18 protein-coding genes are annotated in these 19,685 nt (G+C 71.3%); 9 read left to right on the plus strand and 9 right to left on the minus strand.

What is annotated here, in order from left to right:
• Positions 1 to 142: 142 nt before the first annotated feature.
• Entirely contained in the window at positions 143 to 1,285 is a 1,143-nt protein-coding gene (locus OO014_RS07330; protein ID WP_272461638.1) for an NAD(P)/FAD-dependent oxidoreductase, read from the plus strand.
• Here OO014_RS07330 and OO014_RS07335 read toward each other — a convergent pair.
• From OO014_RS07335 to OO014_RS07365, 7 genes are all read right to left on the minus strand, one after another.
• Positions 1,282 to 2,748: an acyltransferase family protein gene (locus OO014_RS07335; protein WP_272461639.1), complete on the minus strand. Its 1,467-nt coding sequence runs from the start codon at positions 2,746 to 2,748 to the stop codon at positions 1,282 to 1,284. The two genes, OO014_RS07330 and OO014_RS07335, sit on opposite strands and share 4 nt — an antisense overlap.
• Positions 2,749 to 2,830: 82 nt before the next feature.
• Complete coding sequence (locus OO014_RS07340; RefSeq protein WP_272461640.1) at positions 2,831 to 4,123, minus strand: citrate synthase; 1,293 nt, start codon at positions 4,121 to 4,123, stop codon at positions 2,831 to 2,833.
• A gap of 246 nt (positions 4,124 to 4,369) precedes the next feature.
• Entirely contained in the window at positions 4,370 to 5,218 is an 849-nt protein-coding gene (locus OO014_RS07345) for a putative hydro-lyase (RefSeq protein WP_272461641.1), read from the minus strand.
• Positions 5,215 to 6,087: a biotin-dependent carboxyltransferase family protein gene (locus tag OO014_RS07350; protein ID WP_272461642.1), complete on the minus strand. Its 873-nt coding sequence runs from the start codon at positions 6,085 to 6,087 to the stop codon at positions 5,215 to 5,217. Before OO014_RS07350 ends, OO014_RS07345 begins: the two co-directional genes overlap by 4 nt.
• Positions 6,084 to 6,764 (minus strand): 5-oxoprolinase subunit B family protein, encoded by a 681-nt coding sequence (locus OO014_RS07355; RefSeq protein ID WP_272461643.1) that lies wholly within the window; start codon positions 6,762 to 6,764, stop codon positions 6,084 to 6,086. Before OO014_RS07355 ends, OO014_RS07350 begins: the two co-directional genes overlap by 4 nt.
• 6 nt (positions 6,765 to 6,770) lie before the next feature.
• Positions 6,771 to 7,547 carry a LamB/YcsF family protein gene (locus tag OO014_RS07360; protein ID WP_272461644.1) on the minus strand — a complete coding sequence of 259 codons (777 nt, stop codon included), beginning with the start codon at positions 7,545 to 7,547 and terminating at the stop codon, positions 6,771 to 6,773.
• A gap of 20 nt (positions 7,548 to 7,567) precedes the next feature.
• On the minus strand, positions 7,568 to 8,800 hold the full coding sequence (locus OO014_RS07365; protein ID WP_272461645.1) for an NRAMP family divalent metal transporter: 1,233 nt from the start codon (positions 8,798 to 8,800) through the stop codon (positions 7,568 to 7,570).
• 139 nt (positions 8,801 to 8,939) lie between these two features.
• Between OO014_RS07365 and OO014_RS07370 the strand changes: the two genes are divergently transcribed.
• The 3 genes from OO014_RS07370 to OO014_RS07380 all read left to right on the plus strand — a co-directional run bounded on the left by OO014_RS07370 (position 8,940) and on the right by OO014_RS07380 (position 12,308).
• Positions 8,940 to 9,641: a GntR family transcriptional regulator gene (locus OO014_RS07370; protein WP_272461646.1), complete on the plus strand. Its 702-nt coding sequence runs from the start codon at positions 8,940 to 8,942 to the stop codon at positions 9,639 to 9,641.
• A gap of 241 nt (positions 9,642 to 9,882) precedes the next feature.
• On the plus strand, positions 9,883 to 11,292 hold the full coding sequence (locus OO014_RS07375) for a hemolysin family protein (RefSeq protein ID WP_272461647.1): 1,410 nt from the start codon (positions 9,883 to 9,885) through the stop codon (positions 11,290 to 11,292).
• Positions 11,289 to 12,308 carry a hemolysin family protein gene (locus tag OO014_RS07380; protein WP_272461648.1) on the plus strand — a complete coding sequence of 340 codons (1,020 nt, stop codon included), beginning with the start codon at positions 11,289 to 11,291 and terminating at the stop codon, positions 12,306 to 12,308. The genes OO014_RS07375 and OO014_RS07380 overlap by 4 nt, the downstream gene beginning before the upstream one ends.
• Positions 12,309 to 12,322: 14 nt before the next feature.
• Here OO014_RS07380 and OO014_RS07385 read toward each other — a convergent pair whose 3' ends face one another.
• Both OO014_RS07385 and OO014_RS07390 read right to left on the minus strand, forming a co-directional pair.
• The gene (locus tag OO014_RS07385; RefSeq protein ID WP_272461649.1) at positions 12,323 to 13,429 is read right to left on the minus strand and encodes a cation diffusion facilitator family transporter; all 1,107 of its coding nucleotides are present in this window, start codon (positions 13,427 to 13,429) and stop codon (positions 12,323 to 12,325) included.
• A gap of 28 nt (positions 13,430 to 13,457) precedes the next feature.
• Positions 13,458 to 14,198, minus strand: coding sequence for a FadR/GntR family transcriptional regulator (locus OO014_RS07390; protein ID WP_272461650.1), 741 nt, complete (start codon positions 14,196 to 14,198; stop codon positions 13,458 to 13,460).
• Between the two features lie 141 nt (positions 14,199 to 14,339).
• Between OO014_RS07390 and OO014_RS07395 the strand changes: the two genes are divergently transcribed.
• The 5 genes from OO014_RS07395 (at position 14,340) to OO014_RS07415 (ending at position 19,607) form a co-directional block, all read left to right on the plus strand.
• On the plus strand, positions 14,340 to 16,097 hold the full coding sequence (locus OO014_RS07395; RefSeq protein ID WP_272461651.1) for an L-lactate permease: 1,758 nt from the start codon (positions 14,340 to 14,342) through the stop codon (positions 16,095 to 16,097).
• Positions 16,094 to 16,858, plus strand: a complete 765-nt coding sequence (locus OO014_RS07400; RefSeq protein WP_272461652.1) for a (Fe-S)-binding protein — start codon at positions 16,094 to 16,096, stop codon at positions 16,856 to 16,858. Before OO014_RS07395 ends, OO014_RS07400 begins: the two co-directional genes overlap by 4 nt.
• Entirely contained in the window at positions 16,855 to 18,315 is a 1,461-nt protein-coding gene (locus OO014_RS07405; protein ID WP_272461653.1) for a LutB/LldF family L-lactate oxidation iron-sulfur protein, read from the plus strand. Before OO014_RS07400 ends, OO014_RS07405 begins: the two co-directional genes overlap by 4 nt.
• A complete protein-coding gene (locus OO014_RS07410) occupies positions 18,312 to 18,956 on the plus strand; it encodes a LutC/YkgG family protein (protein ID WP_272461654.1) in 645 nt (214 codons plus the stop codon). Before OO014_RS07405 ends, OO014_RS07410 begins: the two co-directional genes overlap by 4 nt.
• A 192-nt stretch (positions 18,957 to 19,148) precedes the next feature.
• The gene (locus OO014_RS07415; RefSeq protein WP_272461655.1) at positions 19,149 to 19,607 is read left to right on the plus strand and encodes a hypothetical protein; all 459 of its coding nucleotides are present in this window, start codon (positions 19,149 to 19,151) and stop codon (positions 19,605 to 19,607) included.
• The last annotated feature ends 78 nt before the right edge of the window (positions 19,608 to 19,685 follow it).

A 19,685-nucleotide genomic window follows, 5' to 3' on the forward strand; every position in this document is an offset into this window, starting at 1 on the left:
AATTTCAGCGAATATTTCGTATTGCGGAATGTTGCTTCTGCGATACGGACAGGGCGACCTTAGGTAGGGAGGGCGGGGTCCGTCAACGGTTCGTCCCTGTCGTCCCAATCCGTGTCGTCCCGATCCGTGGTTGAGTGGCGCCGTGGATCCGAGCGCGGCGACGCCGTCATACGACGTGGTGGTCATCGGCGGCGGCATCGCCGGCGTCTCTGCGGCGTACGAACTGGCCGTCGACCACACGGTCCTGCTCGTGGAGATGGAGGCGACCCTCGGGCACCACGCCACGGGCCGGTCGGCGGCCATGTATCTCGAGACCTACGGCGGCCCGCAGGTCCGGGCGCTCACGATCGGCAGCAGGGCGTTCCTCGAGGACCCGCCGGCCGGGTTCGACGCGCCGCTGATGGCTCGGCGCTCCCTGCTGCAGGTCGCCCGGACTGGCCGGGGCGAGATGGTCGACGCCCTCCACGACCAGGTTCGCCACCTCGTGACGACGGCAACCGTCGTGGACGCCAGGGAGGCCAGTCGGATCTGCCCGATCCTGCGGCCCGGGACCGTGGCCAAGGGCCTCCTCGAGCCACACGCCCGCGAGCTCGACGTCCACGCCATCCACCACGGCTACGTCCGGGGCCTGCGTGCCCGGGGTGGCGAGATCCTGCGCAGCAGTCGCGTCACGCGGATCGACCGGGCCGGGGACCGTTGGGAGGTCCACGCCGGTCCCCACCTCGTCGGGCGAACCCCGGTGGTGGTCAATGCAGCCGGCGCCTGGGCGGACGAGGTGGCCGCCGCGGCGGGGGCCGCGCCGGTCGGGCTCGTCCCGCGACGCCGGACCGTCTTCACGGTCGCGGCTCCGGCGGACATCGACGTGCAGCGCCTGCCACTGCTCTACGACATCGACGAGACGTTCTACCTCAAGCCGGAGGGCGAGCAGCTCCTCTGCTCCCCCGCCGATCGGACCCCATCGCCCCCCGGCGACGCGAAGCCGGACGCGCTGGAGATCTCCCGAGCTCTCGACGAGATCCGGGAGGTCACGACTCTGGAGCCGCGCTCGGTCCGGGCGTCGTGGGCCGGGCTGCGCACGTTCGCGCTCGACGAGCAGTTCGTCGTCGGGTTCGACGCTGACCAGCCCGGATTCTGCTGGCTCGCCGGCCAGGGCGGCTACGGCATCCAGACCGCGCCGGCGGCCGCCCGTCTCACGGCGGCACTCATCCGCGGCGAGAGCGCCCCGGCCGACCTCGTCGAGCTGGGTCTCGATGTGGCGGTTCTGTCCCCCAGCCGTTTCCGCTAGCCGGCCGTATGCCGCTGGGCTGGCTCCCGCGATCCGGCGCGGATCGCGACCGCGGAGCCGAGCAGGGCTGCGGCGAGCACGCCGACGAGAGCGAGCAGCCGGACGGAGGATGCGAGCCCGCCGACGCCCAGGGCGTAGGCCACTCCGACCGTGAGAAACACTGCGGCGCCCAGACCGAGCGCGTGCAGTGCTCGGCCTGGGCTGTGCCGTGCACCGCGCATGAGGAGCATGGCCACTCCGACGCAGAGCATGGCGACCACGGGGGCCACGTCGAAGGCGCCGAGGACCCGATGGACCGCGAAGGGCCGTCCCGCGTCGGTGCCGGCGACGCCGAGCAGGCCGAGACCGGCGAGCGTCACCGCGGTGACAGCAGTGACGGTGGCCGCACGGGTGGGCGCGGCCGGTGTGGGAGCCGCCCCCTGCTCGAAGCGCGCGACGAGGAGCACCACGATCGCGAGCAGCAGGCCGGCGACTCCGAACCACACCACGCGGACGCCCCACCACCCCAGGCCCGGGGGGTCGGGGTGCGGGAGCCCGGTGGGAGCGAGGAAGCGTGCCACCACGGCCATGACCGGCTGGTGCCACAGGAAGATCGACATGATCGACAGGTTCGCGGCGATGACGACCCGCCAGACGCGGGGACGGCTCAGCCAGTGCTCGGCCCGGGCGCGGAGGAGGACGGCCACCCCGACCTGGGCCAGTGCCAGCGCGGTGAGCGCCGCCGTCGGCGGGTTCATGTTGACGAGCTCGTCACCGGGCACTCCGACCATGCGCGCCGGGTACGGCCCGATCGTGAGCACGACCAGCGCGCTGCCACCGAGGACGGCCAGCCAGGCAGCCTGCCCCCGGCCGAGGCCGCCGTCTGCGTAGAGGTAGCCGAGCTGGTGGACCAGGACCCACACGACGAGCACGTTCGCGTAGGCCACCCAGGTGAGCCCGGCCGCCAGCCGCAGCACGTCGACGACAGCGACGACCCCGAGAGCCGCGAGGACGACGCGCCACCGCCAGCGCGTGTGCCAGCGCAGCGTGACCGGGGTCAGGGCCGAGACGACGACGTAGATCCCGAGGAACCACACCGGCTGAAGGAGGATCTCTCCCCCGGCGCCCAGCCCCGGTGCGCCGGCGGCCGCCTGGCCGACGTTGGCGACCACGACGGCGAGGAGCAGGACGCCGGTCGGCGCCAGCAGGCGGTGCAACCGGCGGTCGACGAAGGCGGCATAGCCGCGGCCGCGCTGCTGGACCCCGAGCCAGCTGTGCCGGTTCGCATAGCCGCCCACGAAGAAGAAGAGCGGGATGACCTGGAACACCCAGGTGAGCGGCCACAGGCCGGGAGCCTCCCCGAGCGTGCTGCGGAGCCGGACCTCGCCGTCAACCCAGTAGAGGTCCGTGACGAGCCAGTGGCCGACCACGACCGCGAGGATGCTCCCGGCCCGCAGCAGGTCGAGGAAGCGGTCACGATTCATGAAACTCACCCCCCCGGTTTGAGGTGGACGCGCCGTGATCTCGGCGGCGTGTCCACCTCGGACCACCGGATTCAGGCGTGCGTCAGCGGCGGCTCGCCGGGAGGTGCTCCCGCTCGGTCGGCCCGACGTAGAGCTGCCGCGGTCGCGCGATCTTGAGCTCCGGGTCGGCGATCATCTCGCGCCACTGGGCAATCCAACCGGGCAGCCGCCCGAGGGCGAAGAGGACGGTGAACATCTTCGGCGGGAAGCCGAGTGCCCGGTAGATCAGCCCCGTGTAGAAGTCGACGTTCGGGTAGAGCTTGCGCTCGAAGAAGTAGTCGTCGGACAGGGCGCGCGCCTCGAGCTCGAGCGCGATGTCGAGCAGCTGGTCCCGCTGGCCGAGCTGCGCGAGGACCCGGTCCGCGGTCCGCTTGATGATCGCGGCGCGCGGGTCGTAGTTCTTGTAGACCCGGTGCCCGAAGCCCATCAGCCGGACGCCGTCCTCGCGGTCCTTGACCTTGCGGACGAAGTCGGCGACGTCCCCACCTTCGGCCTGGATCGACTCGAGCATGGTGAGCACGGCCTGGTTGGCGCCGCCGTGGAGCGGACCGAACAGTGCGTTGATGCCCGCCGACACCGAGGCGAAGAGGTTGGCGTGCGACGAGCCGACCATGCGTACGGTCGACGTCGAGCAGTTCTGCTCGTGGTCGGCATGGAGGATGAGCAGCAGGTCAAGGGCGTTGACCTTGACCGGGTCGAGCTCATAGGGCTCGGCCGGGAAGCCGAACGACATCCGCAGGAAGTTCTCCACCAGGGACAGCGAGTTGTCCGGGTAGAGCAGCGGCTGGCCCATGCTCTTCTTGTGCGCGTAGGCCGCGATCGTCGGGAGCTTGGCCAGGAGCCTGATCGTGGACAGCTCCACCTGCTCGTCATCGAAGGGGTCGAGGCTGTCCTGGTAGAAGGTGGACAGGGCCGACACCGCCGACGACAGCACCGGCATCGGGTGCGCGTCGCGGGGGAACCCGGCAAAGAAGCTGCGCAGGTCCTCGTGCAGGAGCGTGTGCCGGCGGATCCGCCGGTCGAAGGCGTCGAGCTCGGCCGCCGTCGGCAGGTCGCCGTAGATGAGCAGGTAGCTCGTCTCGAGGAAGGTCGAGCCCTCGGCCAGCTGCTCGATGGGGTAGCCCCGGTAGCGCAGGATGCCCGCGTCGCCGTCGATGTAGGTGATCGCCGACCGGCAGGCGGCCGTGTTGACGAAGCCCGGGTCGAGCGTGACGCGGCCGGTCTGGCTCAGCAGCTTCGACACGTCGTATGCATCGCTGCCCTCCGTTGCGTGGAGGACCGGGAGGTCCAGCTCTGCGTGGCCGTTCCTGACCGGCTCGTGCGTCTTCACACTCATTGGGACTCCGGACCTCCTCCACCTGGCTCCGCTGCCAGGCGCTCGCGACGAATGGACCAACCCTCTCCAAATTACCCCCGGGGGTATCCCGGGTAAGTCGGCCGAGGACGTGCGCCCCGTCACAGCCGGATCCGGCCCTACGCCGCCGGCCGACCTGCCTCCTGTACCTGTCCACGCTAGGCAACCCAGCGGCATACGGAAGGGTGGTGTAAGCGGGGTCACTGAGGGGACCCGCCGGCGCCCTCGTCAGGGGACGGCGTAGGCGCTGTCGCGGGCGTCGGTGATGAGCATGTGGCCCGGGGCGTGCGTGATGGCGATCTCGGGCCTGGACTCCATCACCATCGCCTGTGGCGTCACTCCGCACGCCCAGAAGACCGGCACGTCACCCGGCTCGAGGACGGGCGGGTCACCGAAGTCCGGGGCGGCCAGGTCGCCGATGCCCAGCGCGCCCGGGTCCCCGACGTGCACGGGAGCGCCGTGCACCGCGGGGTAGCGCGACGTCACGCGGACCGCGTCGGCCACCAGAGCAGACGGAACGCCGCGCATCGACACCACCAGGGGCCCGGACAGCTGCCCGGCCGGGCGGCACTGCCTCGACGTCACATACATCGGCACGTTGCGCCCGGCGGTGAGGTGGCGCACCGGGACACCGGCCTCGAGCAGCGGGTGCTCGAAGGTGAAGGAGCAGCCGACGAGGAAGGTGACGAGGTCGTCCCGCCAGTGCCCGCGAGCGTCGGCGACCTCGGCGACGAGCTCGCCCCGCTCGTAGACGCGATACAGCGGCACGTCGGTGCGGATGTCCGCGTGGGACCCGGGATCCGCGCCCCCGAGGACGCCGCCACGCACCTCGCCGGCGTCGAGCACGTCGAGGATCGGGCACGGCTTCGGATTGCGCTGCGCGAAGAGCAGCGTCTCGAAGGCGAGACCGCGCGGCACCGCGATGATGTTGGCCTGCGCGTAGCCGGCACACCATCCCGAGGTCGGGACCGTGAGTCCCTCCGCGAAGAGTCGCCGAGCCGCCTCTGGAGCCAGCGACGCCGGGTCGCTCGGCACGCCAGGTGCCTGCCGCACGCCTTGCCGTTCAGTCGAACTCATCGCGTCTCCTCCCAACGGAAGCGGACCTGCTGTCCGGGCTGGAGCTGCGCCGCCCGGTCGACGTGGGCCGAACGCACGACACCGATGACCGGGTAGCCGCCGGTCACGGGGTGGTCGTTGAGGAACAGCACCGGCAGCCCGTTGGGCGGCACCTGGATCGCGCCCCGGACCATTCCCTCGCTCGGCAGCTCCGCGTCACGCCATTGCGTATGCCGCTCGATCGGCTCCCCCTCGAAGCGGATCCCCTTGCGGTCGCTGCGTCCCGAGACGACCCACTCGGCCGCGGCCAGCCGACCGGGGTCGGCGAACCAGTCCCGACGGGGGCCGGGCAGGACGGCCAGCTCGACGACCCCGGCGGCCGGGGGCGCCACGGCGGCGTGGTCCACGTGCGGGAGTCCCTCGGTGCGCTGACCGATCTCGAGCCGCTGGCCCGCCCGGAGCGGCTCCGGCCCGAGCCCGGACATCGTGTCGGTGGACGACGAGCCGAGCACCTGGGGCACGGCCAGCCCACCGCGGAAGCTGACGTAGGTGCGGAGCCCGCTGAGCGGCATACGGAGAGAGAGGACCTGGCCGTCCCGCAGCGTGAACGGAGTCGCGTGGGCCTGGGCGCGACCGTCGACCTCGGCGGGCACAGGGGCGCCCGTCAGGCACACGACGATGTCGCCATGGGCCCGGAGGCTGAGGCCACCGAAGGTGACCTCGAGCGCGGCGCAGCCGTCCGAGTTGCCGACGAGACGGCCGCCCAGACGGTAGGAGCCGACGTCCGCAGCGCCGGCGCGACCCACCCCGACGGCCAGGTGACCCACGCGGCCGAGGTCCTGGACCAGCGTCAGCGGACCCGGCTCGATGATCTCGATGTGGCGCGTCATCCCGCCACCTCCACGAACCGCACGGTGCTGCCCGGCGTGAGCAGGGCCGGCGGGCGGCGCTCCGCGTCCCACAGGACGACCTCGGTGGTCCCGATGAGCTGCCAGCCGCCCGGCGACTCCCGCGGGTAGACCCCGCTGAACGTGCCTGCGAGACCGACGGACCCGGCCGGGACCTTGGTCCGCGGGTCAGCGCGGCGTGCGACCTCGAGCCGGGGGTCGCCACCGACGAGGTAGGCGAAGCCGGGGGCGAAGCCGCCGAAGCCGACCCGCCACGGCGTGCCGGTGTGCGCCGCGACCACCTCGGCAGGACTGAGGCCGGTGAGCTCGGCGACGTCGGCCAGATCGGGCCCGTCGTAACGGACCGGGATCTCGACGACCCGGCCCTCCCCCGGCCCCTGCCCGAGCCGGGCCCCGGCTGCCGCGGCCACGACGGCCTTGCCGAGGGCGGCGAGGTCGGTCGTCGGCCGGGCCACGACGAGCAGGGTGCGCGCAGCGGGCACCAGGTCGTCGACCTCGGCCCAGACCCCCTCGCCCGCCTCCGCGTGCGGGGCCAGGGCGGCATCGATCGCCAGCACGGCATCGATCCCGTCGGTCTCCAGGAGGAGCGCCGCGTCGCCCATGGGCAGCAGCCGGAGCGGGGGCGCGGCGGCGGCTGCCGCAGGGGTCACATCCGTCATGGCGCCCTACCGGGTGAACGGGGCGATCTCGACGCCCTTGGAAGTCAGGGCGTCCCGCACCGAGCGGGCCATCTCGACGGCCCCCGGCGAGTCGCCGTGGGTGCAGATGGAGTCGGCCCGCACCTCGATTTCGGTGCCGTCGATGGCCGTGATCCGGCCCTCGGTGGCGAGCCGGACCATGCGCGCCCCCACCTCCTGCGGGTCGTGGAGGACCGCACCTGGCTGCCGCCGCGACACGAGGTGCCCCTCGGGCGTGTAGGCCCGATCGGCGAAGGCCTCGGAAACAGTGCGGAGCCCGGCAGCGGCGGCCAGCCCGAGGAACACCGAGCCCGGCAGGCCCATGACGGGAAGGCTCCGGTCGACCGCGACCACGGCAGCGACGACCGCTGCGGCCTGCTCCTCGTGCGTGACGATGGCGTTGTAGAGCGCTCCGTGGGGCTTGACGTACTCCACCCGCGCCCCGGCCACCCGGCACAGGGCGTCGAGCGCGCCGATCTGGTAGATGACGTCGGCGGTCAGCTCGGCCGGCTCCATGTCGATGAACCGCCGGCCGAAGCCCGCGAGGTCCCGGTAGCCGACCTGCGCCCCGACGACGACGCCCCGCTCCGCCGCTGCAGCGCAGGTCTGCTGGAGGGTCAGGCTGTCACCGGCGTGGAAGCCGCAGGCCACGTTGGCGCTCGTGACGATGTCGAGCATCGCCTCGTCGTTGCCGAGCCGCCACGTGCCGAGCGACTCGCCGAGGTCGGAGTTGAGGTCGATCCGCAGGGTCCCCACCGTCGCCATCCTTGCCATGGTCCCTTCCGTCAGGCCCAGAGGGCCTGGAGACCGGTCAGCGACTGCCAGCCGAGCCACAGGGTCAGGAGCCAGGCGAGGACACCGACGACGAGCAGCCACTTCGGGTAGACGTAGCCGCGCAGCAGGTCACGCCGGCGCCACGCCACCCAGAGGATCGCGGTGAAGCCGAGCGGCAGGATCAGCCCGTTGAACCCGCCGGCGAAGACGAGCAGCTTGACCGGTGCCTTGCCGAGGATGAGGAAGAGGATCGTGCAGACGACGATGAAGGCGACGGTCATGAGGTCCCGCGTGCGCCGCGACGTCTGCTGCGTCGTGAGGAACGAGACGGTCGTGTAGCTCGCGCCGATGACGGAGGTGATCGCCGCGGCCCAGAAGATGATGCCGAAGGCCCGCAGACCGAACTGGCCCGCAGCCTGCTCGAAGGCGCTCGCGGCCGGGTTGGCCTCGGCGAGCACCGCACCGCCGTGGACGACACCGAGCACCGCGAGGAAGAGGATCGCCCGCATGATGCCGGTGACGATGATCCCGTAGACCGAGCCCTTGGAGATCTCGTTCGCGTGCTCGGGGCCGGTGCGCCCGGTGTCGATGAGCCGGTGGGCGCCGGCGTAGGTGATGTAGCCGCCGACGGTGCCGCCGATCAGCGTGGTGATGGCGAGGAAGTCGATCTCCTCGGGCAGGACGGCGTTCTTGAGGGCCAGGCCGACGGGCGGGCTCGTCGTGAAGGCGATGTAGGTCGTCAGGGCGATCATGACCAGGCCGAGGACGACGACGATCTTGTCGAGGGCCGCGCCGGCCCGCTTGACGAGGAAGATCGCGATGGCGATGGCGGCGGACACGACGGCCCCGACCTTCGGGTCGACGCCGAGCATGGCGTCGGTGCCGAGGCCCGTGCCGGAGATGTTGCCGATGTTGAAGACGAGCCCACCGGTGAGGATCAGCGCGGCGAGCGCCCAGCCGAGCCCGGGAGCGACGCGGTTGGCCAGCTCGTTGGCCCGAAGGCCGGAGACGCCGATGACACGCCAGACGTTCATCTGGACCGCGATGTCGACGAGGATCGAGGCGACGATCGCGAAGGCGAAGGCGACGCCGAGCTGGACGGTGAAGTTCGTCGTCTGGGTGATGAACCCGGGGCCGATGGCCGAGGTGGCCATGAGGAACATCGCGCCGAGGAGCGCGCTGCGACCCGACGGGGATGGGGCTCGACGCTCGGGCTTCTCGATCTGGGCGGTCTGGTCGACCAAGGCTTGCTCCCAACTCTCGGGCGCCGGGGTGCCGACGCCGGGACGGCCACCTCGTCGTGGCCATTCAGTGAAGGTACCGGATTGCTCAACAATCCTGCAATAGGGCAATTCTTGCCGCCGGAAGCCCTAGAGTGACCCTGTGCCCAACCGCGTGCTCAGCGAGGCCCTGCGCCTCATCCCCCATCGGCTCCCCACCCAGCCGTCTGCGGCCGAGCGGGTGGCGGACGCCCTGCGCGAGCAGATCGTCGACGGCAGCCTGCGCTCCGGGACCCGGTTGACCGAGGAGACCATCAGCGCGGCGCTCGGTTTCTCCCGCAACACGATCCGCGAGGCCTTCGTGCTGCTCATCTCCGAGCGCCTCGCCGCCCGCGAGCCGAACCGCGGCGTCTTCGTGGCCACCCCGACGGCCGACGACATCCACGACCTCTACGCCACCCGCCTGCTCGTGGAGCCGAGCGCCCTCGAGTACGGGTCCGGCTGGTCGGACGACACCCCGGCCGAGCTGCGCCAGATCGTCGAGACCGCCCGGACCGCGCAGGAGCAGGGCGACACGGCCGGGATCGCGCAGGCCAACCAGGATTTCCACCGCGCCATCACCCGCCTCGGCCAGAGCCGGCGGGTCGACCACCTCATGGCCGGCGTGCTCGCCGAGATGCGGCTCGTCTTCCACCTCATGGACAGCGAGGAGGGCTTCCACGAGCCCTACCTCGAGCGCAACGACGAGATCGTCCGGCTCCTCGAGCGCGGCGACCGGAGCGCGGCCGCCGCGTCGCTGCGCGGCTACCTCCTCGACGCCGAGCAGCAGGTGCTCCGGCACACCCTGCCGCCCAGCGCTCGCTGAGGGCGGGAGGAACCCCACCCTGCCGTATGCCGCTGGGCCGGCTCAGCGGCATACCGCCGAGTGGGGTGGTGGCTGGGGAGCGTGGCTATCTGGGACCGTGGTGGTTCCGGAACTGACGCGGACGGCGGGTCGTTGGCCCACCGTCCGCCCGCCACCGAAGAGAGCCACCGAAGAGAGCCATGGACCCCTCTGACGATCCCCGCCATCCCTTGCCCGCCGTGATGCAGGGGATGGTGTCTGCGTGAGCCCGCTGCTCGCCCTCGGTGTTGGACTGGTCGTCGTCGTGCTCATCACCGCGGCCACCGGTTACTTCGTCGCCCAGGAGTTCGCCTACATGGCGGTCGACCGGTCCCGGCTCGGTGCCCAGGCGGCGGCCGGCGACGACGTCGCCGAGCGAGCGCTGCGGGTGACGCGGCGGACCTCGTTCATGCTCTCCGGCGCGCAGCTCGGGATCACCGTCACCGGGCTGCTCGTCGGCTACGTGGCCGAGCCGCTCATCGGCGGGTCCCTCGGCGAGATGCTCGGCTGGAGCGGCGTCCCGGCCGGCGTCGGCATCGCGGTGGGGACGGTCGTGGCCCTCCTCGTCTCGACGCTCGTCCAGATGCTCTTCGGCGAGCTGGTCCCCAAGAACCTCGCCATCGCCCGGTCCGAGCCGGTCGCGCGCGGGCTGTCGCGGTCCACCCTCCTCTACCTCAAGGTCTTCGGCTGGCTGATCTGGGTCTTCGACCAGGCGTCCAACCTGCTCCTGCGGGCGCTGCGCATCGAGCCGGTGCACGACGTCGAGCACTCCGCGACGCCCCGCGACCTCGAGCACATCATCGCCGAGTCCGGACAGAGCGGGGACCTCCCACCGGACCTCACCGTGCTCCTCGACCGCATCCTCGACTTCCCCGAGCAGGACGCAGAGCACGCCATGATCCCCCGCACCCGCGTCGACGTCGTCCACCAGCGCGACGACCTGGGCCGGCTGCGCGAGGCGATGGCAGCCGGCCACTCGCGCTACCCCGTCCTCGACCACACCGGCGACGTCGTCGGGGTCGTGCACCTCGAGGACGTGCTCGCGACCAGCGCGCCACTCGACACACCCGTCAGCTCGCTCGCCCGCCCGGCCGTGCTCGTGCCGACCCTGATGCGCCTGCCGGCGGTGCTCGCGGAGCTCCGTTCCACCGGAGACAAGCTGGCCTGCGTCGTCGACGAGTACGGCGGCTTCGCCGGGATCATCACCGTCGAGGACCTGGCGGAGGAGCTCGTCGGCGAGATCACCGACGAGCACGACCCCGACGCACCCAACGAGCCCGTCGTCGACGACGACGGCACGTGGGTCATGCCCGGCGACGTCCATGTGGACGAGGTCGAGCGGGCGCTCGGCCACGAGCTCCCGCAGGGCGACTACGAGACGGTGGCCGGCCTGGTCATCGCCCAGCTCGGCGACCTGCCCGACGTGGGCGCGACCGTCCGGATCGAGCTGCAGCCCGACCCCGCCGACCTCATCTCCGACGACACCCCCCGGACCCGGTCCGTGACCGCCGAGGTCCTCGAGGTCGAGCGTCACGTCCCGTCGCTGCTGCGGCTGACGATCGACGACCCGCGAGGCGAGGGCCGAACCGTCGCTGTCGACGGACCGGCCGACGAGAGGGGGGACGGTCGATGAGCCTTCCGGTCATCATCACGACGATCGCGATCATCGCGCTGAGCGCGTTCTTCGTCGCCGTCGAGTTCGCCCTCATCGCCGCGCGGCGGCACCGCCTGGAGGACGCCGCCCCGACCAGCCGGGCGGCCCGGGCCGCGCTGCGCAGCGCCAACGAGCTGACCCTGCTCCTTGCGGGGTCGCAGCTCGGCATCACCGTCTGCACCCTCGCCCTCGGTGCGATCACGAAACCGGCTGTGCACCACTGGCTCACCCCGATCCTCGCGACGTGGGGGCTGCCGCCGCTGGCTGCCGACGTGGCCGGCTTCGTGCTCGCCCTCGCCATCGTCACCTTCCTCCACCTCGTCGTCGGCGAGATGGCACCCAAGTCCTGGGCCATCGCCCACCCCGAGCGGTCCGCGACCCTCCTGTCGCTGCCGATGCGGGGCTTCATGTGGCTGACGCGTCCGGCTCTGCGAGCGCTCAACTCGAGCGCCAACGCCATCCTGCTGCGGTTCGGCGTCCAGCCGGCCGACCAGGTGTCCGGGGGCCAGGACCCGCAGGCCCTGCTGCACCTCGTCGAGCACTCGGCCAATGTCGGGGCCCTCGACGCGAGCTACTCGACTCAGCTCGCGAGCGCCCTCGAGCTGGAGACGCTGACCGTCGGGGACCTCGTCGGGCCGCAGAACGCCCCCACCATGGTCGCTCCGACGGCGAGCGCCGGGGACGTGCAGCGGGCCACGCTCGAGTCCGGCCACCTGCGGATCCTCGTGGGCGCGGGCCGCTCGGTCGACGGAGTGGTCCACGTCAGGGACACCCTCGCCGTGCCGGGCGAACGACCGGTCCAGTCGGTCATGCGGCCGGTGTTCTCGCTGACCGGCGACACGCCCGTGTATGCGGCGCTCCGCCAGATGCGTGAGACGAGCAACGAGCTGGCGGTCGTCACCGACGGGGCTGGCGTCGTCGGGGTCGTCACCCTCGCCGACATGCTCGGCCGGCTCTTCCCCGACCCCGAGGAGACGACCTCGGCCACCGGCTGACGCCTGACGCCTGGTCAGGCGCCGTCGAGATGGTGGTCCAGCACGCGGTGCTGCTCCGCGCCGGTGGCGCCGTCCGGACTGACGTGGACGGTGGCGCGGGCCAGCTTCGGGACATGGTGGAGCAGTCGGTGGTGGGCCTCGATGGCGATGCCGTGGGCGTCGACGACGGACAGTCCCGCGTCCACGGCGACCTCCGCCTCGGCGTGGACCCGGTGACCGATCCAGCGCAGCCGCACCGACTCCACCTCGGCGACACCGGGTGTCTCCGCGAGCGTCCGCTCGGCGAGGAGGACGAGGTCGGGGTCGACGGCGTCCATCAGTCGCCGGTAGATGTCCCGCGCGGCTCCCTTGAGCACGAAGAGGATGGCGACGGTGATGACGAGCCCGATGACCGGGTCGGCGAGCGGGAAGCCGGCCATGACCCCGGCGGCGCCGAGGACGACGGCCAGTGAGGTGAAGCCGTCGGTGCGGGCGTGCAGACCGTCGGCGACCAGGGCCGCAGACCCGATCTGCCGACCGACCCTGATGCGATAGAGCGCGACGAGCTCGTTGCCGGCGAAGCCGATGAGACCGGCGGCCACGACGACCCAGGGGTGGGTCAGCGGCTGGGGGTCGACGAGCCGCCGGATCGACTCCCAGCCGGCGAGGACGGCGGACAGCGCGATCATCAGGACGATGAAGACCCCGGCGAGATCCTCGGCCCGGCCGTAGCCGTAGGTGTAGCTCCGGTTGGCCGGGCGTCGGGCCAGCACGAAGGCGATCCAGAGCGGCACCGCCGTCAGTGCGTCGGAGAAGTTGTGGACCGTGTCGGCGAAGAGCGCCACCGAGCCGGTGAGCGCGACGACGACGGCCTGGGCCAGGGCCGTGGCCAGGAGCGCGACCAGGCTGATCTTGACCGCGCGGATCCCTGCGGCGCTCGACTCCAGCGCTCGGTCCACCGAGTCCGCCGAGTCGTGGCTGTGCGGGCGGAAGACCTCCTGGACCCAACCCACAAGGCCGCCCCGGTGGTGGTGCTCGTGGTGGTGCTCGTGGTCGTGGTCGTGGTGGTGGTCGCGACCGTGCTCGTGGTCGTCGTCGTGGTGGCCGTGCCGGCCGTGCCCGGTCCCGTCGTCGGCGCTCATGCGCCTCAGCATAGGAAAGGCGGCAGCGTCACTCGTGGTCGGCCGCGGTGAGGGCCTGCCACGCGGAGCGGATGTGGGCCTCGACGGCCTGCTCGGCATCGTCGGCACGACCCTCGGCGATGGCAGCGTAGATCGCCTCGTGGTCGCGACGCAGGGCGTCGACGACGTCGGCCCACTCCTCGAGCCGGCGGAACCGGTCGAGGATGGGCAGGCGCATCGACTCGCGGATGGCCACCGTCATGTCGGCTGCGAGCAGGTTGCGGGCGGCCGCGGCGAGGGCGACGTGGAAGGCGGTGTCGAGGTCGTTGAACCGCTCCCGCGTGATGTGTGGCTCGGCCATGGCCTCGACCATCTCGCGCAGCTCGGTGAGCTGCTCGGGCGAGGCATGCTGAGTCGCGAGGCGAACACTGAGCCGCTCCAAGGTGATTCGCACCTCGACGACGTCCGGCAGCGGGAAGTTGGCGAGCGCGACATGGAGGCGCAGGAGGCGCGTCAGTGCGTGGGCCGAGACGGACGTGATCTTGGTGCCGGCCGCTGCCCCCGTGCCCACGGCGGAGCGGACCACGCCTTGGGCCTGGAGTGTGCGGACGGCCTCGCGAACGGCGGCTCGACTGACCTCGAGGAGCCGCGCCAGCTCACGCTCCGGAGGCAGGTGGTCTCCCACCTTGAGCTCGCCCGTCAGGATGCGCTCGTCGACCCAATGGAGGACCTTCTCGAAGGCCTGGAGCGCGGCAACCTCCGGTGGGTGGGTGGGCGCATCGACTGGCACGAGAGAAGCATGCCATTTGGGGTAAGGATACGGAAGTAAGTGGTCTGACCTCTTGACAGCGCCGCAGAGCCGGGCCTACTTTCATCCGCATTCAGTGGTCTGACCACTTCCCTGCCCATCGTCGTGCACTTCGGAGGACCTGTGACCGCCGCAGCCCTACTGCCCAGCGCCTACCAACCCGAGATCGCCCCCGTCGCAGACAGCCTCACTGTCTCGGCCCTCATCGCACTCCTGCCCCTGGTGACCGTCTTCCTCACGCTCGGCGTGCTCCGCTGGAAGGCGCACTGGGCGGGTCTGTCCGCCGTCGCGGTCGCGATCATCGTCGCCTGGCTCTTCTTCAAGATGCCGGTCGGCCTCGCCACCCTGGCCGCAACCGAAGGCGCCGCTTTCGGGCTCTTCCCCATCATGTGGATCGTCTTCATGGCGATCGTGCTCTACCAGGTCACGGTCCGCTCGGGCCACTTCGAGGACCTGCGGGCGACGTTCCACCTGATCTCCGACGACCCGCGCATCCAGGCGATCATCATCGCCTTCTGCTTCGGCGGCCTCCTCGAGGCGCTCGCCGGGTTCGGCGCCCCCGTGGCGATCACCGGCGTCATGCTCATGGCCGTCGGCTTCTCACCGCTCCGGGCCGCGGCCATCGTGCTGCTCGCCAACACCGCGCCCGTCGCGTTCGGCGCCATCGGCACCCCCATCATCACCGCCGGCACCCTGACGAAGATCCCCTACCAGGAGATCGGCGCCTACGTCGGCCACCAGACCCCGGTCATCGCCATCTTCGTCCCGCTTCTGCTCGTCCTCATGGCCGACGGCCGCCGTGGCGTCCGCCAGGTCTGGCCCGTCGCTCTCGTCGTCGGCTTCGCGTTCGCCGTGGCGCAGTGGCTCTCCGCGACCTACCTGTCCGTCGAGCTCACCGACATCGTCGCCTCGCTCGTCGCGCTCGCCGCCGCCGTGCTCTTCCTCCGCGCCTGGCACCCCCAGGGTCGCGAGGAGGCCCTCGACTCCCTCCACGAGGAGCGCGAGCGCGACCTCGCCCTGGTCGCCGCCACCGCACAGTCCGGCTCCGCCGGCTCGCACGCCGCGGCGGAGCCGCTCGCCGCGGACGACCACCACGCCAACATGCGGGAGCTCGACGCCCGGGCCCAAGCCCTGTCGCCCGGTCGCATCACGATGGCGCTCTTCCCCTACCTGCTCGTCATCGTCATCTTCTCCATCGCGAAGCTCGTGCCCGCGGTCAAGGCGTGGCTTTCGAGCACGGACATCAAGATCGCCTGGCCCGGCCTGGCCGGGGAGGTCCTCACCCACTCGGGCGACGTCAACAAGTCGGCGACCTACACCCTCCCGTGGTTGAGCTCTCCGGGCACGATGCTTCTGATCGCCTCGCTCATCGTGGCGTTCGTCTACGGGGTCGGCATCAGCGGCTGGGCGAGCGAGCTCGTCCAGACTGCACACAAGATGCGCTTCGCCTTCCTCACCGTGGCTTCCGTGCTCGCCCTGGCGTACGTCATGAACCTCTCTGGCCAGACGATCACGATCGGGACGTGGATCGCCGGCGCGGGCGTGGCCTTCGCCTTCCTCAGCCCGATCCTCGGCTGGCTCGGCACGGCGGTCACCGGCTCCGATACGAGCGCCAACGCCCTCTTCGCGACGCTCCAGCAGACCGCCGCCAAGGAGATCGGGCTCGATCCCACGCTGCTGGTCGCAGCGAACACCTCGGGCGGTGTCGTGGGCAAGATGATCAGCCCGCAGAACCTCACCATCGCCGCGACCGCCGTTGGCCTGCTCGGCCGCGAGTCGGACATCTTCCGCAAGGTCGTGCTCTGGAGCGTCGGGCTCATCATCGTGATGTGCATCCTCGTCGGCCTCCAGTCGACCGTTCTCGCGTGGATGTTGCCGTGAGCGCAGTGCCGCGCTCGGCACCTGATCTGCGCGTTGCCCTGTTCGCCACCTGCTTCAACGACACGATGTGGCCCGAGACGCCGAAGGCGACGGTCCGCCTCCTCGAGCGGCTCGGGTGCAGGGTGGAGTTCCCCACGGAGCAGACGTGCTGCGGACAGATGTTCACCAACACGGGGTATGCCGCTGAGTCCCTTCCGCTCGTCCGCCGGTTCGTCGACGTGTTCGGGGACTACGACGCCGTCGTGGCTCCGTCCGGCTCGTGCGTCGGCTCGGTGCGCGAGCAGCACCGGATGATCGCCGAGGGGGACGAGCGGCTGATGAGCCGGGTGGACGAGGTGGCCCCCAAGGTCTACGAGCTGTCCGAGTTCCTCGTCGACGTCCTGGGGGTCACCGATGTGGGTGCCTACTTCCCGCACCGGGTCACCTACCACCCGACCTGCCACTCGCTGCGGATGATCCGCGTCGGTGACCGGCCCCTCCAGCTGCTGCGCGCCGTGCGGGGCATCGACCTCGTCGAGCTGGGCGGGGCCGAGGAGTGCTGCGGCTTCGGTGGGACCTTCGCGGTCAAGAACGCCGACGTGTCCATCGCGATGGGGTCCGACAAGGCCCGCAACGTGCTGGACACCGGGGCGGAGGTGCTCGTCGCCGGCGACAACTCGTGTCTCTCGCACATCGGCGGGATCCTCGGCCGGCAGCGGTCCGGTGTGCGCACCATGCACCTCGCCGAGATCCTCGCCTCGACCGAAGGAGACCCGGCATGACCCAGCCCCTGCAGCAGACGTCGGCCACCTTCGTCGGGATGCCGAAGTTCCCGGAGGCGGCGCGCAAGGAGCTGGCCAACGCCCAGCAGCGCAAGAACCTGCGCCACGCGACCCACACGATCCGGACCAAGCGCGGCAACGTCGTGCGCGAGGTCGACGAGTGGGAGGCGCTGCGCGTCGCGGGCGCGGAGGCCAAGGACGAGGCGCTGACGCACCTCGGGGACTATCTCGAGCAGCTCGAGGCAAGCCTCACGGCCAACGGCGCCGTCGTCCACTGGGCGCGTGACGCCGAGGAGGCCAACCGGATCGTCCTCGACATCGTCCGCTCCAAGGAGGTCGACGAGGTCGTCAAGGTCAAGTCGATGGTGACCCAGGAGATCGAGCTCAACGAGGCCCTGGAGGCCGCGGGGATCAACGCCTGGGAGACCGACCTGGCCGAGCTCATCGTGCAGCTCGGTCACGACCGGCCCAGCCACATCCTCGTGCCCGCGATCCACCGGAACCGCAGCGAGATCCGCGAGATCTTCCTGCGCGAGATGGGTCAGGTCGGGCGACCTGCACCCGCAGACCTCACCGACGACCCGCCGCGGCTCGCGGAGGCCGCTCGACTGCACCTGCGCGAGAAGTTCCTCCGTGCCAAGGTCGGCATCTCCGGCGCGAACTTCGCCGTCGCCGACACCGGGACGCTCGTCGTGGTGGAGTCGGAGGGCAACGGCCGGATGTGCCTGACGCTTCCTGAGACGCTCATCTCGGTCGTCGGGATCGAGAAGGTGCTGCCGACCTGGGAAGACCTCGGCACCATGCTGCAACTGCTCCCCCGGTCGAGCACGGGCGAGCGGATGAACCCGTACACGACGATGTGGACCGGGGTCCATGACGGCGACGGGCCACAGGAGGTGCACGTCGTCCTCCTCGACAACGGCCGCAGTCACGTGCTCGCGGATCGCCTTGGCCGACAGGCCCTTCGGTGCATCCGCTGTTCGGCCTGCCTCAACGTCTGCCCGGTCTACGAGCGGACCGGTGGGCATGCCTACGGCTCGGTCTACCCGGGCCCGATCGGCGCGGTGCTCAACCCGCAGCTGCGTGGCACGTCGAGCGCGATCGACAAGTCGCTGCCGTACGCCTCCAGCCTCTGCGGCGCCTGTTTCGACGCCTGCCCGGTGCGGATCAACATCCCGGAGCTGCTCGTCGAGCTGCGCGGCAAGGTGGTCGAGGAGGCCGGTCGGACGCCCGAGTCGGCTGCGATGAAGGCGGCGGCCTGGGTGTTGTCGGACCCGCGCCGGCTCGGCGCGGCCCAGCGCGCGGCGACCACCGCGGGACGGCTCACCGGAGGCAAGCCACTGCGGTCCGTGCCCGGCCTGGGGGCGTGGTCCAACGCCCGCGACGTGCCTTCGCCGCCGAAGGAGTCGTTCCGGCAGTGGTGGGCCCGCGAGCGCGGGAAGGGAGAGGGCCGATGAGCGCGAAGGGCGAGATCCTCGCGAGGGTGCGCGGTGCCGTCGCCGACATCACGACTCCAGCCGGCCAGCGCCCGGCGGCAGCGGCCCGAGATTCCGGTGGTCAGAGTGACGAGGGCACGCTGGAGCTGTTCTCCGAGCGCGTGGCCGACTACCGCGCGACGGTGGTCCGAGCTGCGGCCGGAGACGTGCCTGCCACGATCGCGGACGCGCTGGCGCAGCTGGGATGCCAGTCCGTCGTCGTGCCGAGCGGCCTGGACGCTGCCTGGACGGCCAGCCTCGGGGACGCCGTGACCGTGCTGCCGGAGGCCGAGGCGACGAGCCACGCCCAGCTCGACGCCGTGGATGCGGTGGTCACCGCTGCCCGGGTCGGGATCGCGGTGACCGGCACGATCGTCCTCGACCACGGCCCGGACCAGGGACGCCGCGAGCTGACCCTCGTGCCCGACACGCACGTCTGCGTCATCGGTGCCGACCAGGTCGTCCCGGACGTGCCGGACGCCGTCGCCCGGCTGCGTCCAGCGGCCGGAGCCGCGCAGCCACTGACGTGGATCAGCGGCCCCAGCGCGACGAGCGACATCGAGCTCAACCGGGTCGAAGGCGTCCACGGCCCCCGCAACCTCGTCGTCATCATCACGGCCTAAAGGGTGGGGTGACTCGCCGAGACATCCGCGGCGGGTCACCCCAAACCGGGCGTCGGACACCGCCACTTTCGCCGAAAATGTGATCTGGGTCACACCACCGGACCTACGCTGCTGGTGTGCCGACACAGGTCCGGGCTGTGCCAACCCCGCGCTGCAGCCGTCGGCACAGCACTTGGGCGAAAGGCTGAGGCCATGAACACGAAGACGGTTGCAGTGATCGCGGCAGGCGCCATGGTGGCGCTCGCGCTCCCGGCGTCGGCGACCCCCGGCTCCGGGGTGTCCGGCACGGTCGTCGCTCGCGGGACCGCGGTGGAGAAGGTGAAGACGCGCGGCAACGCGCCGTACGACGTCGTCGTGCAGAACCTCACCATCGCTCCCGGAGGGCACACGGGCTGGCACACGCACCCCGGGATCGCCGTCGCGGTGATCAAGGCCGGCACCCTCACCATCTACGACGGCGACGACGCGTCCTGCATCGGCCACTCGTACTCGGCCGGCGAGGTCTACGTCGACCCCGGCTACGGCCACATCCACCTCGGCCGCAACGAGAGCTCCACCGTCGCGCTGGAGATCGCGGTCACTTATCTCGACGTCCCGCGCAACGAGGGAGTGCGCATCGACGCTGGCGACCCCGGCACCTGCACCTTCTGAACGACGGCCCGCCGCCCTCCTCCGGTTGAGGTGGACGCGCCGAGCCATCGTCGGCGCTCCACCTCAAACCGCGGGGAC

It is taken from the genome of Intrasporangium calvum (genome assembly GCF_028446585.1).
Lineage (GTDB): Bacteria > Actinomycetota > Actinomycetes > Actinomycetales > Dermatophilaceae > Intrasporangium > Intrasporangium calvum_A.